We start from the raw sequence: 13,653 nt of genomic DNA, 5'->3' as shown, positions 1-13,653 counted from the left end.
GGTCAGTTGTCCAGCGCCGCGCGGGCCTTCAGCGGCTCCCACCAGGCGCGGTTGTCGCGGTACCACTGCACGACGTCGGCGAGACCCTGCTGGAACGGCACGAGCGGCTCGTAGCCGAGCTCGGAGCGGATCTTCGAGATGTCGACCGAGTAGCGCAGGTCGTGGCCGAGACGGTCGGCGACGCGGTCGACGTACGACCAGTCCTTGCCGGTCGCGTCGAGCAGCAGCTGCGTGAGCTCCTTGTTCGTGAGCTCGGTGCCGCCGCCGATGTTGTAGATCTCGCCCGCGCGGCCGCCCACGAGGACCATCGCGATGCCGCGGGTGTGGTCGTCGACATGCAGCCAGTCACGGATGTTGAGACCCTCGCCGTAAAGCGGGACGTGCTTGTCGTCGATCAGGTTGGTCACGAAGAGCGGGATGACCTTCTCGGGGAAGTGGTACGGGCCGTAGTTGTTCGAGCAGCGCGTGATCGAGACGTTGAGGCCGTGGGTACGGAAGTAGCTGCGCGAGAGCAGGTCGCTTCCGGCCTTGCTCGCCGAGTACGGCGAGTTGGGCTCCAGCGGACGATCCTCCGCCCACGAGCCCTCGGCGATCGAGCCGTAGACCTCGTCGGTGGACACGTGCACGAAGCGCTCGAGGTTGTTGCGGAGTGCTGCGTCGAGCAGCTGCTGCGTGCCGAGCACGTTGGTCTCGACGAAGATCGAGGCATCGCGCACCGAGCGGTCGACGTGGGACTCGGCGGCGAAGTGCACGACGGCGTCGACCGACGGGAACAGCTCGTCGAGCAGGCCGCCGTTGCGGATGTCCCCCTTGATGAAGGTGTAGCGGGCCGAATCCGCGACCGGGGCGAGATTCTCGAGGTTGCCCGAGTACGTGAGTGCATCGAGGACGACGACTTCGGCGCCCTCGAGCCCCGGATAGGCGTCCTGCAGGGTGCGCCGGACGAAATTGGAGCCGATGAAACCGGCGCCGCCGGTGACGAGAATCTTCATGCGAACGGTGACCTGCCCTTGAATCGTTGTGCCCCGAGATTCTACCGGGTACGTTCGGGCCATTCTTGCGAAAGAATGTTGCGCTTGCGCAATCTTCCCCGGGTACGATCACGAGGTGAGAATCTCAGGCGCACGGCGTACACGATGGGCACTCTCAGGACTGGCGGTGGTCCTGGCCATGATCGCGACGCTGCTCGCCGGTGCACTGCCTGCACAAGCGGACACCCCGGTGCACGCCGCTGACTTCACGGCCGGGAACCTGATCAGCGACAAGGTCTTCTACAACGGTAAGGACATGACCGCCGCCCAGGTGCAGACGTTCCTGAACGGCCGGGTGCCCACCTGCCGGAGCGGCTACACCTGCCTCAAGAGCTACAAGCAGTCGACGCTGGGGCTGAGCCACGACCTGTGCGGCTACACCGGCGTGGCGAGCGAGACTGCTGCCCAGATCATCGCGAACGTCGGCGCCGCCTGCGGGATCAACCCGAAGGTCCTTCTGGTGCTCCTTCAGAAGGAGCAGGGCCTGGTGACCGACACCTGGCCGTCGAAGACGCAATACGACAAGGCGACGGGGTGGCTCTGCCCAGACACGTCCGAATGCGATTCGACGTCCTCCGGGTTCTTCAAGCAGGTGCTGGGTGCCGCCTGGCAGTTCAAGCAGTACGACTCGCCCTCTTTCGACTGGTATCCCGTCGGCAAGGTCAGCGACATCCTCTACTCGCCAGCCTGCAGCACTTCGGCGCCGGTCGCGATCTGGAACCGCGCCACCGCGGCGCTCTACTACTACACGCCGTACCAGCCCGATCCGGCGGCCCTGGCGAACTTCTTCGGCACCGGCGACAAGTGCAGCTCCTACGGCAACCGCAACTTCTGGGGGACCTACAGCCAGTGGTTCGGCTCACCGACCGTCGGCAGCGTCCCGGCGGTCACCCGCTCCGCGGGCACCGACCGATACGGGACGGCGATCAGCGTCTCCGTCTCGGCCTATCCGACTGCTCCCGTCGATGCGGTGTACATCGCATCCGGCGCCGATTTCCCGGATGCGCTCGGCGCAGCTCCGGTGGCGGCGATCGCCGGCCGCAAGGGTCCCCTGCTCCTTACCGCGCCGGCGGCGCTCCCGGCCGGGGTCGTCACCGAGTTGAAGCGACTCAAGCCGAAGAAGATCTACGTGGCGGGCGGCACCGGAGCCGTGTCCGCGGCCGTCCAGGCCCAGCTGAGGGCATATGTCGCATCCGGGCTGGCAACGGACGTCGTACGCCTCTCCGGGATCGACCGCTACGACACCTCCCGGGTGATCGCCGCGAGCGCGTTCCCCGGGGGCACCACCACCACCGCCTACCTCGCGACCGGGCTCGCCTTCCCCGATGCGCTCTCAGCGGGCGCAGCGGCCGGTGCGCACGGTGCGCCGGTCATCCTCGTCAACGGTGCCGCGAAGGCTGTCGATGCGAAGACCAAGGCGCTCCTTCAGTCGCTCGGCGTAACGCGGGTGAAGATCGTCGGTGGCACCGGCGTCGTCTCCTCCGCCTACGAGACCAGCCTCAAGCAGTTCGTCACGACGACACGTCTGAGCGGCATCGACCGGTATCAGACGAGCGCTGCGGTGAACGCCGACGCCTTCCCGGGCGCGACGGCGAAGACCTATCTCGCGAACGGGACCACCTTCCCCGATGCCCTGGGCGGTGCCGCCGCAGCAGGGGCCGCGCAGAGCCCTCTGTACGTGGTGCGATCCGGATGCGTGACGCCCGGTGCCGCGGAGAGCGCGCTCGCGACACCCCGATTCACCGTGCTCGGCGGAGTCGCCGTGCTCGGGGCCGGGGTGACGAAGCTCACCGTCTGCCCGTGATGCGGCCGCATCCGGAGCGCCTCCACCGTGATTGGTAGACTCCGGGGGTGCAAATCCGCGAACTCGCCATCCCAGACGCTTACGAGATCACCCCGCGGCAGTTCCCGGACGACCGCGGACTGTTCCTGGAGTGGTACCGGTTCGATCGGCTCGAGGAGGCCGTGGGGCACTCGCTCGACCTGAAGCAGGCGAATACGTCGGTCTCTCGACGCGGAGCCGTCCGTGGCATCCACTTCGCGGACATCCCGCCGAGCCAGGCCAAGTACGTGACCGCGCAGCGCGGCGCGGTGCTCGATTTCGTGGTCGACATCCGCGTCGGATCCCCGACGTTCGGCCGTTGGGACAGCGTGCTGCTCGACGACAGCGATCGCCGGGCGATCTACGTCGGCGAGGGCCTCGGCCACTGCTTCGTCGCGCTCACCGACGACGCGACCGTGAGCTATCTCGTCACCGATGTCTACAACCCGACGCGCGAGCACGGCATCAACCCGCTCGATCCCGACGTGGCTCTCGAGTTCCCCGCTGCGGCCGGCGAACTCCTCCTCTCACCGAAGGACACGGACGCCCCTGGGCTGGCGGAGGCCGCAGAATCAGGGCTTCTGCCGACGTGGGAACAGGCTCGGGCGTACTATGCGACCCTGAACGCGGGAGGCGAGTAAGCGACATGCGCGGAATCATCCTGGCCGGCGGATCCGGCACGCGGCTGTGGCCGATCACCAAAGGCATCTCCAAGCAGTTGATGCCGATCTACGACAAGCCGATGATCTACTACCCCCTGTCGACGCTGATGATCGCCGGTATCCGCGAGATCCTGATCATCACGACCCCCGAATACCACGACCAGTTCCAGGCGCTTCTCGGAGACGGCTCGGAGCTCGGGATGCGTCTGGAATACGCGGTGCAGCCGTCACCGGACGGCCTCGCGCAGGCCTTCATCATCGGGGAGGAGTTCATCGGCGACGAGACCGTCGCCCTCGTGCTCGGCGACAACATCTTCCACGGGGCAGGGCTGGGGTCGTCGCTGCGCAATCACAGCGAGATCGAGGGGGCTCTGATCTTCGCCTACCACGTGAGCAACCCGCGGTCATACGGCGTCGTCGAGTTCGATGACGATTTCAAGGCGCTCTCGATCGAGGAGAAGCCGCTGAAACCGAAGAGCAACTACGCGGTCCCCGGTCTCTACTTCTACGACAACTCGGTCGTGGAGATCGCCAAGACGATCGTTCCGAGCGCGCGCGGCGAACTCGAGATCTCGACGGTGAACGAGCGCTATCTCGACTCCGGATCGCTGCAGGTGGAAGTCCTCGACCGCGGCACCGCCTGGCTCGACACCGGGACGTTCGAGTCGATGATGCAGGCATCCGAGTACGTACGCGTCATCGAGGACAGGCAGGGTTTCAAGGTCGGCTGCATCGAGGAGATCGCCTGGCGTGCCGGCTGGATCGACGACCAGCGCCTCTCCGAACTCGCGAAACCGCTCGTGAAGAGCGGCTACGGCACCTATCTCGAAGGGTTGCTCGGCGCCTGAGCCTGCAGGGAGCGGCGCTGCGCCCGTTCCACGCGCAGGGTGACGATGCGCGAACGGACCGTCAGGCCGACCCGCAGCGACCAGCGCAGGGGAGCGAGGATCGCACCGGGGTACCTCTTCTGCAGGTACCGGTAGGCGCTGTCGTGGTGCGCCTTGAGCATCCGAGTGGACTCGGTGGCCGTCGAGTGGGCACCGGTGTGGACGACCTGGGCGCTCGGAACGTAGAGATTCGACCAGCCCGCCCGTCCGAGCCGGAATCCGAGGTCCACATCTTCGAAGTACATGAAGTAGCCTTCGTCGAACCCGCCGACGGCGTCGAACGCGCTGCGGCGCAGCAGCACGCACGATCCGCTCAGCCAGCCGACAGCGCGCTCACCCGGCACCGATTCGTCTGCACGGTACGCGCGCGTCCACGGATTGCGCGGCCACACGCCCGTCAGCAGCGCGTGGCCGACACCGGTCCGCAGCGAGGGCAGCCTGCGCGCGGACGGGTACGTGGTGCCGTCGGCGTTGAGTACGCGGGGCCCGGCCGCCGCCGCACCGGGGTTGGCGTCGAGGCGCGCGCTGAGGATGCTCAGTGCGCCTGCCCCCAGCTCGACGTCGGGGTTGGAGACCAGGATGTATTTCGTATCGAGACCGAGACTGCGCACCGCGGTGTTGACCGCCCCGCCGTAACCGAGGTTCGCGCCGACCTCGAGGAAGACAGCATCGTGGGCTTCGGAGATCCGTCGCGACTCGTCTGCATCCCCGGAATCGTTGTCGGCGACGATCACCGTCACGGGTTCCGGCTCGCTGGCCCGCACCGATGCGAGGAACGGTTCGAGGGCGCCGCTCGAGTTGTAGGTGACCGTGACGATGGCGACGGAATCGAGGGGGGTTGCGGACATCGCGGCCCATCTTATCCCGCTCGTCGGTGGGCTCCCTGCGAGCCCCGGGCGACGCCGACCGGGCGCTGATGCCCAGATTGAGCCGTGACGACGTTGTTACACTGGGTTGCTGCCCGGGGTGGCCGATATGCCCGCCCGTGTACGGATCGATGGATGAGGAACTAACGTGAGCATGATCGTCAAGGGCTTCCGGGTCCTCCGGGCCGAAGGTGCACGCATGTTCCTCGCCCGTCTCTTCGGCAAAGCGCACCGGATGCTCATGCCCATGACGACGCTCATGCTCGTGCGCAACGACGATGCCGCCCGTGTCGACTGGACGAAGCAGACACCGCAGCTCGAAGACCAGATCACCGTGCGCGAAGGACCCGTCGACATCGCCTGGATCATGTCGCCTCCCGGCCGGGAGAGCGGCGGGCACCAGAACCTGTTCCGGTTCATCGACTTCGCCGAGAAGGCCGGCCACCGCTGCACCATATACCTGTACACGTCGTCCAGCGACCGCGTGAGCATCCCCGACGTGCGATCCATGCTCGAGCGGTCGGCGGCGTATCCGAACCTCGCTGCCGACATCCGCATGTACGAGCGCGATTCCGGCGTGCACGACTCCGCGCAGGCGCTCTTCGCGACGGGCTGGGAGACTGCGTACCCGGCCTACCTCGACACGTCCCGCGCGAAGCGGTTCTACTTCGTGCAGGACTTCGAGCCGATGTTCTATCCGGTCGGCACCGAGTACGTCCTCGCTGAGAATACCTACAGGTTCGGATTCCACGGGATCACCGCCGGCGGGTGGCTCGCTCACAAACTCCATGCCGAGTACGAAATGAGCACCGACCAGTTCGACTTCGCCGTCGACAAGACCCACTACAGCGTGACGAACACGAGCCGCCGCAATGAGGTCTTCTTCTACGCCAGACCGGTGACCGCGCGTCGCGCGTTCGAGTTCGGCATCCTCGCGCTGTCCGACTTCGCATCGATGAAACCGGACGTCACCATCAATCTCGCGGGATGGAACGTATCGAACTGGGACATCCCGTTCACATACAACAACCTCGCGAGCCTCGACATCTCGAAGCTGAACAATGTCTACAACCGGTGCGCCGCCGGCCTCGTGCTCTCGCTGACGAACATGTCGCTCCTCCCGCTGGAGTTGATGGCCAGTGGCGTCACGCCGGTCGTCAACGATGCGCCGAACAACCGCCTCGTCTCCGACAACCCGTTCATCGAATACGTGCCGGCGTCGCCGCTCGCGATCGCGAGGACGATGGCGGAGATCATCGATCGGCCCGATGCAGTCGAGCGATCGATCGCGATGTCCAAGTCGCTGGCCAACGTCGACTGGGCGGACTCAGGGGCACAGTTCGTCGAAGCGTTCGAAAGGGTGATGAGTGCCTAAGACCCTCGTGATCGGTGCGAACGGATTCATCGGTTCGCACCTGGTGGATGCGCTCGTCGCCGCGGACCACGAGGTCCGCGCCTTCGACCGCTTCAGCTCCCGCACCCCGACCTTCGCCGCCACCGACGTGGAGATCATGCAGGGTGAGTTCCTCAGCCGGTCCGACCTCGAAGCTGCCGTGCAGGGCATGGACTTCGTCGTGCACGCCCTCTCGACGACGACCCCCGCGACCGCCGAGAGTGATCCGACCCTGGACATCCGCACCAACGTCGCGCAGACAGTCGAACTCCTCGAGTCCTGCGTCGACGCCAACGTCGGCCATCTCTATTTCACCTCGACCGGAGGCGCCATCTACGGGCCCCAGGGCAAGGCGGAGTACTCCGAGTCCGACCGCGCCCTGCCGATCTCGCCGTACGGCATCGGAAAACTGTCGATCGAGCACTACCTGCAGTACTTCAAGACCAAGCACGGTCTCGCGTCGACCTCGTTCCGGGTCTCGAACCCGTACGGAACCCGGCAGCACCCCAACCGCAAGCAGGGTCTCATCCCGATCGCGCTGCGGCAGATCGCGCTCGGGCGGCCGGTGATCCGGCTCGGGGACGGGTCGATGGTCCGTGACTACGTGTACGTAGAAGACCTGGTGAGGATGCTCGTCCCTGTCCTGGGGCGCGCGACCGAGTACGGTCTGTACAACGTCGGCAGCGGGACGGGGACGACCGTCAACGAAGTCCTGGAATCGCTTCGCCGCGTCGTCGGGGCCGACTTCGCGGTCGAGGAACGCCCCAAGCCGCCGACGTTCGTCGACACCGTGGTGCTGAACACCGCGCGGTTCCGCACGGAGTTCGGCGAGGTGCCGATGACGCCGATGGATGAAGGGATACGCCGGACCTATGACGAAATCCGATCCGCAACCGACCGCTGACACGTCGTCGTCTGCGACGCCGCTCGCCACGGTCGCGATCCTCACCTATAACGGCGAGACCTACCTTCGGCGGATCCTCGAGCAGGTCAGCGCCCAGGAGGTGGACGGCGAGGTCGAGATCCTCGTGATCGACTCCGGATCGACCGACGGGACGCTCGGCATCGTCGCAGAGTTCCCGCACGTCCGCCTCCACCAGATCCCGAACAGCGAATTCGGTCACGGCCGCACCCGCAACCTCGCGGCGGAGTTGGCACGCGGCGAGTTCATCGCCTTCCTCACCCACGACGCGATCCCCGTCGACCACACGTGGCTGCGCGAGCTGCTGGCCCCGTTCGCGATCGACCCCTCGATCGTCGCTGTCATGGGCAAGCAGGTTCCCCGCCGTGGCGCGTTCCCCCTGCAGAAGTACGAGATCCAGGGCGTCTTCCGCAACTTCGGCCCGGACTTCGGCACGTCCGTCTTCTACAAGGACTCGTTCGTCACCGACGATGGCGTGCTCGGGGCGATCAGTTTCTACTCCGATGTGAACTCGGCCGCCAGGCGCCGCTTCCTCCTCGATGTCATCCCGTACCGCGACGTGCGCTACGCGGAGGACCAGCTCTTCGGCAAAGACCTGATCGAGGCGGGATACCGCAAGGCGTACGCGCCCCGGGCGAGCGTCGAGCACTCGAACGACCTCACCCGCGACGAGTACCGGCAGCGGATCTTCGACGAGACCGTCGGCCTGCGCCAGATCGGGACGCCCATCCAGCCGCTGAGCACGAAGGGACGCCTCCGCCTGACCGTGCGGGGGATCGCCGGCGACAGCCTGCGCATCGTGCGCGACCCGGACTTCGGCTGGAAGCGCAAGCTCTACTGGCTCGCACTGAATCCGGCCTACCAGGTCACCAAGTGGGAGAGCTACCGCAGGTCGACGCTGGTCGACCTCGACGACCCCGACGCCATCCGGGCGGGTTCGCTGGAGCATTCCCGCAAGAAGTGAAGGGTGCCCGCCCGCTGCGGCGCGACTACTCGATGGTGAGGGTCGGCGACAGGCGCAGGATGCCGTGGCCGATTGCGCCACTCGGGCTGTCGAAGCTCACCGCGGCCGGCGCCTGGTCGAAGTTGCGGCCGGTACGGTCACCGAGACCGACATTGACCAGGTACTTCCCCGTTCCGATCCGCACATCCGGGAAGGTCATCGTGAGCACGTGCTTGCCCTTGGCGTTGGGGAGCGCGACGTTGGTGTCCCACGTCGTGGCCTCGTAGAGACGCGTTCCGAGCGGGGTGTCGATCGACATTCCCATTCCCCAGTCGGGGACGGGCTTGCGGATGTCCACTTCGACGGTCAGCGTGAGGTCCGACCGGCCGTCGCGCACATCCATGCGTGCACGGACGTCGTCGATCAGGTAGGGGAAGTCGTCGCGAAGGGTGCCGTGGCGCCGGTTCGACGCGAGGCGGTCCTCCTCGTAGCCGTTGCGCAGGATCCGGATGCCTTCGGCCGGGTCGCCGTCGTGCTGCACGATGCCGCCGTGGAGCACGAGCACGCGGTCGCACAGGTTGCCCACCTGGTCGGCGGAGTGGCTCACGAGGACGATCGTGCGGCCCTCGCTCTGGAACTGCGAGATCTTGTCCATGCACTTGCGCTGGAAGGGCTCATCCCCGACGGCGAGCACCTCGTCGACGAGCAGCAGGTCGGGATCGACGTGCACCGCGACGGCGAAGGCGAGCCGGACGTACATGCCGGAACTGTAGAACTTGACCTGGGTGTCGATGAACGACTCGATGCCGGAGAACTCGACGATCTCGTCGAAATGGCGGTCGGTGTCGGCGCGCGACAGGCCCAGGATCGCGGCGTTGAGGTAGACGTTCTCGCGACCGGTCAGGTCCTGGTGGAAGCCGGCCCCGAGCTCCAGGAGGGCCGCCATGCGGCCGCGCCGGGCGACGGACCCGTCGCTCGGCTGGAGGATGCCGCCCATGATCTTGAGGAGCGTGCTCTTGCCCGAGCCGTTGTGGCCGACCAGTCCCACGGTGGAGCCCACTTCGATCTCCGTGCTCACGTTCCGGAGCGCCCAGAAGTCCTCGCGGTGCTTGCGGGACGCTTTGAAGTTGACGAGTCGCTCTTTCAGCGACTTGTCTTTGTGCAGGACGAAGCGCTTCGAGACGTCATCGACGCTGACCAGGATCGGTGAGGTCATGGTTAAAGCTCCTGTGCGAAGTTGCCCTGAAGGCGGGAGAAGATGCGCTGGGCGAGCCACACGAGCACGAGGCTGACGACGAGCGTGATGGCCAGACGCAGCTCGAGGTGATCGGGCCAGGCCTGGGTGAAGGACCCGGTCGCCTCGCTTCCCGCAGCCCACAGCGCCTTCTGCATGGCGATGATGCAGATCGTGACGGGGTTGGCGAGGTACAGCTGTTCGAGCCAGTTGCCGTGAAGGGCTTTGTGCACGAACGTGAACGAGTACACGATCGGGGAGGCCCAGAAGAGCACGACGAGGGCGATCTCGACAAGGTGCTCCGTGTCGCGGAGGTAGACGTTGACCGCGGACAGCACGAGGCCGACAGCCGTCGAGAAGACGATGAGGGTGACGATCGCGACCGGCGCGAACCAGAGCCGGCCGTCACTGGGGAACGATGCGAGGAACGTGATGGCGACCAGCAGCACGACGGCCTGGACCGCGAAGTTGAAGATCGCGCCTCCCACCGAACTGAGCGGGAAGATCTCGCGCGGAAGGTAGACCTTCTTCACCAGCCCGGCGTTCGAGACCATCGAGGTCGTCATGCTCGACACGCTCTCGGCGAAGAGTCCCCACGTGGTCAGGCCGATGAACACGAAGATGGCGAAATCGGGCACGGCGCGCGCAGCGCCGAGGATCTGGCCGATCGCGAAGTAATAGATGAGAAGCTGCACGAGCGGACGCACCAGGCTCCACACGATGCCCAGCGAGCTGTCCTTGTAGCGCGCACGAATCTCGCGGCGCACGAGCAGCCAGAGGAGCTCGCGCCGTCCCCAGATCTCCGCGAAGGACTTGCCCGTACCCGTGATGAAGCCGGTCTTCTGGCCGACGTGCTGCATCGGAAGTACGGCGATTCGGGACGCGCGCTCCTGAGCCTCTGCGTCCATAGTGGTCATAGCTGTACTTGTCACTCGCCTCACCGACGCGTTCGCGGTGCCTTCGTTCTCGGGTTCACAGTCCGTTCGACGAACAGACAGGCTTGATTCTAAGGGAAATATCTGTACGTGTTGTGAGACGGTCCGCGCGCGCCGGAACGATAGCCTGATCAAGCCGCACCGACCGAGCGGCACGAACTCACGGGGACCCGATGACAACACGGTGGTGGAGTGCGCGCGCTATCGCTTCCTGCGCGCTGCTCACTCTCGCGCTCACCGGCTGTACGTCCGGTGGGATCGGGTTGCCCACGGACTCGAGGGCACCGTCGGCCACGTCGCGGTCGAACACTCCGACGCCGACACCGACGGCTGAGCCGGACGCCGTCATCGTCGTCGCGTCCGACGATGCGGACGGGAAGGCCGTGACGACCTCCGGCTATGTGGACGGGATCATCGAGGACGGCGGATCCTGCGCGTTCACCCTCACGTCCGGGAGTTCCAGCGTGACCACGACGACGATCGGTCAGGCGGACACCTCGACGACGTCGTGCGGCCAGGGGATCACCCCGATCGAGAAACTGTCCCGCGGCACGTGGAACGTCGTTCTGACGTACACCGCCGTGTCCCAGAGAACCGTGGTGTCAGAGCCCGTGAGTGTGGAGATCCCGTGAAACCCTTCCGACTCCTGGCGGCGGGCCTCGCGATCGCGCTCGCAGTCACGGTCATCAGTGCCGTCCGCTCGGAGCAGCCGGCCGCCCAGGCCGCCGACGGCAGGCAGTTCGATCCCGGCGACATCATCAGCGATGCCTTGTTCTTCGACGGGAGCGTCCTGAGCGCCTCCGACGTGCAGACCTTCCTCAACGGCAAGGTCGGAACCTGCCGCTCCGGCTACACGTGCCTCAAGGACTACCGCCAGACGACGTCGTCCAAGGCCGCCGTCGCCGGACGGTGCGCCGCATACACCGGCGCGGCGAATGAGCCAGCCTCGGCGATCATCGCGAAAGTCGGCGCCGCCTGCGGCATCAGCCAGAAGGCCCTGATCGTGCTGCTCGAGAAGGAGCAGAGCCTCATCACGGACGACTTCCCCGGCTCGGGGCAGTACCGTTCGGCGACAGGATACGGATGCCCGGACACATCCGTGTGCGATACGCAGTACTACGGCTTCTTCAACCAGGTCTACAACGCCGCGCTCCAGTTCAAGCGGTATGCGGCGACCCCCGCGAGCTGGAACCACGTCGCCGGGCGGGTGAACGCGGTGCGCTTCAGCCCGAACGCTGCCTGCGGTTCCAGCAACGTCTTCATCCAGAACCAGGCGACGGCCGGCCTGTACAACTACACGCCATACCAGCCGAACGCTGCAGCCCTCGCGAACCTGTACGGAACCGGTGACGGCTGCAGTTCCTACGGCAACAGGAACTTCTGGCGGATCTACACCGACTGGTTCGGATCGACCATCTCCGGCACGAGCCTGCTGCGCACCGTCACCGACTCGACCGTCTACCTGGTCTCCGGTACGAACAAGTACCCGATCGCGAACGCGCAGATGCTGGCGGCGTATGCGCCGCTCGGCCAGATCGGCTACGTCTCGGCCCAGTACCTGAGCGCTTACAAGACGATGCAGCTCGCCGGGAGGGTCATCCGTTCTCCGGGCGGCACCATCTATTTCACGGACGCGGGCCTGAAGTTGCCGTTCACGTCGTGCGGACTGGTCGTCGACTACGGCGGCAAATGCGACGTGTCCGGCTTCGTGCAGTTGACCGACGAGCAGTTGAGCCACTTCGCTCCCGGGCCGAACATGGGGCCGATCCTCGGCACGACGGCGGGTGCCAGGTACTACGTGACGGCGGGCACCAAGCGCGAGATCCTCGACGACCAGTCGCAGGCCGCGGCGGGACTTCCCGCCGGCTTCAACGTGCTCACCGAGTACGCCGTCGCAACGCTGCCGTACGGCAACCCCGTGATTCGCGACTCGGTCTTCGTCTCGGAGCGCGGGACGTCCAACTACTCGTACCTCGGAAACGCGGCCCGCTATCCCGTCGCTGCCAACACTGTGGCGGCCGTCGGGCTGCCGAAGAGCGCGGCAGGGAGCCTCAGCACGGCGAGCCTCGCGAAGATCCCCGCCGGCGCCACCGGCTTCACCGGGATCGTGACGGCCGCGCCGACCGGACCCGTGTCGATCGTCACCGCCGCCGGACGGTTCACCTGGAGCGGCTCGGCCGCCCTGCCGGCGGTCACCGTGCCGCAGGCGTTCCTGGATGCGCGTCCCGTCGTCGGCGACGTCGCAGCGGGCGCGTCGATCAAAACGGCGTCGAGTGCGACCGTCTACATCGTCATGACAGACAAGATCCTCCCGGTCGGGGCGTGGGAGTCGCTCCTGGCGCTCAACGGGGGCAAGGCGCCGACGATCAAGACGGTGCCGGATGCACTGGTCGCCGCATTGCCCACGGGACCGGTGGCGCTCACGGCGGGCACACTCGTGCGCACGCCGACCAATGCGACCGTGTATCTGGTCAACGGCGTGACGAACAAGATCCCGCTGTCCGACTTCAACTACACGACCGCGGCAGGCATCACGACCTGGACGATGACGACCCAGGCCAGACTCGATGCCTATGCGCTGGCACCGGGGCTGCTGGGATTCGGCGTCACGTGCGGAACCCAGAACTACGTGAGCGCGGGCGGGTCGCTGCACGCCGTGAGCGCCGACCTGCAGCCCGCCTATCCGTTCGCGTACATGCAGCTCGACGCCTTCACCTGCAAGCTGCTGAAGGTCGGCACGAACGCGACGGCGTTCATCCGCACGCCGGACGGGTCGATCTACTTCCTCGACGCCGGCAAGAAGCGCCCGATCACCACGTGGGCGAAGTACGTCGCGCTCAGCAAGGGAGCGCCCTTCCTGAACGTCCTGGCGAAGTTCGGGCAGGTGATCCCGACCGGACCCGCCGTGTGAGCGAGCGCCGTGCGCCGGCTGGCATTCCCGCAGAAAGCTGGCGCTAG

General features: G+C 66.3%; 12 protein-coding genes. 8 read left to right on the top strand and 4 right to left on the bottom strand.

Annotation, left to right across the window (positions count from 1 at the left end; translation table 11 throughout):
* Window positions 1-2: 2 nt before the first annotated feature.
* Window positions 3-992, bottom strand: a complete 990-nt coding sequence (gene rfbB / locus ACV7NN_RS05740) for a dTDP-glucose 4,6-dehydratase (protein WP_463348616.1) — start codon at window positions 990-992, stop codon at window positions 3-5.
* Between the two features lie 115 nt (window positions 993-1,107).
* Between rfbB and ACV7NN_RS05735 the strand changes: the two genes are divergently transcribed.
* The 3 genes from ACV7NN_RS05735 to rfbA are packed head-to-tail and all read left to right on the top strand — an operon-like array spanning window position 1,108 to window position 4,363.
* On the top strand, window positions 1,108-2,835 hold the full coding sequence (locus ACV7NN_RS05735; protein ID WP_463348615.1) for a cell wall-binding repeat-containing protein: 1,728 nt from the start codon (window positions 1,108-1,110) through the stop codon (window positions 2,833-2,835).
* Window positions 2,836-2,882: 47 nt separating this feature from the next.
* Window positions 2,883-3,494, top strand: a complete 612-nt coding sequence (locus ACV7NN_RS05730; protein ID WP_463348614.1) for a dTDP-4-dehydrorhamnose 3,5-epimerase family protein — start codon at window positions 2,883-2,885, stop codon at window positions 3,492-3,494.
* 5 nt (window positions 3,495-3,499) lie between these two features.
* Window positions 3,500-4,363 carry a glucose-1-phosphate thymidylyltransferase RfbA gene (gene rfbA / locus ACV7NN_RS05725; protein WP_463348613.1) on the top strand — a complete coding sequence of 288 codons (864 nt, stop codon included), beginning with the start codon at window positions 3,500-3,502 and terminating at the stop codon, window positions 4,361-4,363.
* Here the strand turns inward: rfbA and ACV7NN_RS05720 are convergent.
* Entirely contained in the window at window positions 4,336-5,250 is a 915-nt protein-coding gene (locus tag ACV7NN_RS05720) for a glycosyltransferase family 2 protein (protein WP_463348612.1), read from the bottom strand. The genes rfbA and ACV7NN_RS05720 overlap by 28 nt on opposite strands.
* Window positions 5,251-5,422: 172 nt before the next feature.
* On the opposite strand from ACV7NN_RS05720, the gene ACV7NN_RS05715 reads away from it, so the two are divergent.
* From ACV7NN_RS05715 to ACV7NN_RS05705, 3 genes are read left to right on the top strand one after another with little or no spacing between them, the layout of a single operon-like run.
* Entirely contained in the window at window positions 5,423-6,643 is a 1,221-nt protein-coding gene (locus tag ACV7NN_RS05715) for a rhamnosyltransferase WsaF family glycosyltransferase (protein WP_463351243.1), read from the top strand.
* Window positions 6,636-7,565 (top strand): NAD-dependent epimerase/dehydratase family protein, encoded by a 930-nt coding sequence (locus ACV7NN_RS05710; RefSeq protein WP_463348611.1) that lies wholly within the window; start codon window positions 6,636-6,638, stop codon window positions 7,563-7,565. Before ACV7NN_RS05715 ends, ACV7NN_RS05710 begins: the two co-directional genes overlap by 8 nt.
* Window positions 7,534-8,547 carry a glycosyltransferase family 2 protein gene (locus ACV7NN_RS05705; RefSeq protein WP_463348610.1) on the top strand — a complete coding sequence of 338 codons (1,014 nt, stop codon included), beginning with the start codon at window positions 7,534-7,536 and terminating at the stop codon, window positions 8,545-8,547. Before ACV7NN_RS05710 ends, ACV7NN_RS05705 begins: the two co-directional genes overlap by 32 nt.
* A gap of 25 nt (window positions 8,548-8,572) precedes the next feature.
* Here the strand turns inward: ACV7NN_RS05705 and ACV7NN_RS05700 are convergent, their stop codons facing one another.
* Complete coding sequence (locus ACV7NN_RS05700; RefSeq protein ID WP_463348609.1) at window positions 8,573-9,742, bottom strand: ABC transporter ATP-binding protein; 1,170 nt, start codon at window positions 9,740-9,742, stop codon at window positions 8,573-8,575.
* A 2-nt stretch (window positions 9,743-9,744) separates the two neighbouring features.
* Window positions 9,745-10,677 (bottom strand): ABC transporter permease, encoded by a 933-nt coding sequence (locus tag ACV7NN_RS05695; protein WP_463348608.1) that lies wholly within the window; start codon window positions 10,675-10,677, stop codon window positions 9,745-9,747.
* Between the two features lie 191 nt (window positions 10,678-10,868).
* Between ACV7NN_RS05695 and ACV7NN_RS05690 the strand changes: the two genes are divergently transcribed.
* Both ACV7NN_RS05690 and ACV7NN_RS05685 read left to right on the top strand, forming a co-directional pair.
* On the top strand, window positions 10,869-11,327 hold the full coding sequence (locus tag ACV7NN_RS05690; RefSeq protein WP_463348607.1) for a hypothetical protein: 459 nt from the start codon (window positions 10,869-10,871) through the stop codon (window positions 11,325-11,327).
* Window positions 11,324-13,606 (top strand): hypothetical protein, encoded by a 2,283-nt coding sequence (locus ACV7NN_RS05685; RefSeq protein WP_463348606.1) that lies wholly within the window; start codon window positions 11,324-11,326, stop codon window positions 13,604-13,606. The genes ACV7NN_RS05690 and ACV7NN_RS05685 overlap by 4 nt, the downstream gene beginning before the upstream one ends.
* Window positions 13,607-13,653: the final 47 nt, after the last annotated feature.

It is taken from the genome of Leifsonia sp. Ger2509, from assembly GCF_055231915.1.
Note: the sequence above shows the minus strand (reverse complement) of the source record. Positions and strands in the feature narration are given on the sequence as shown.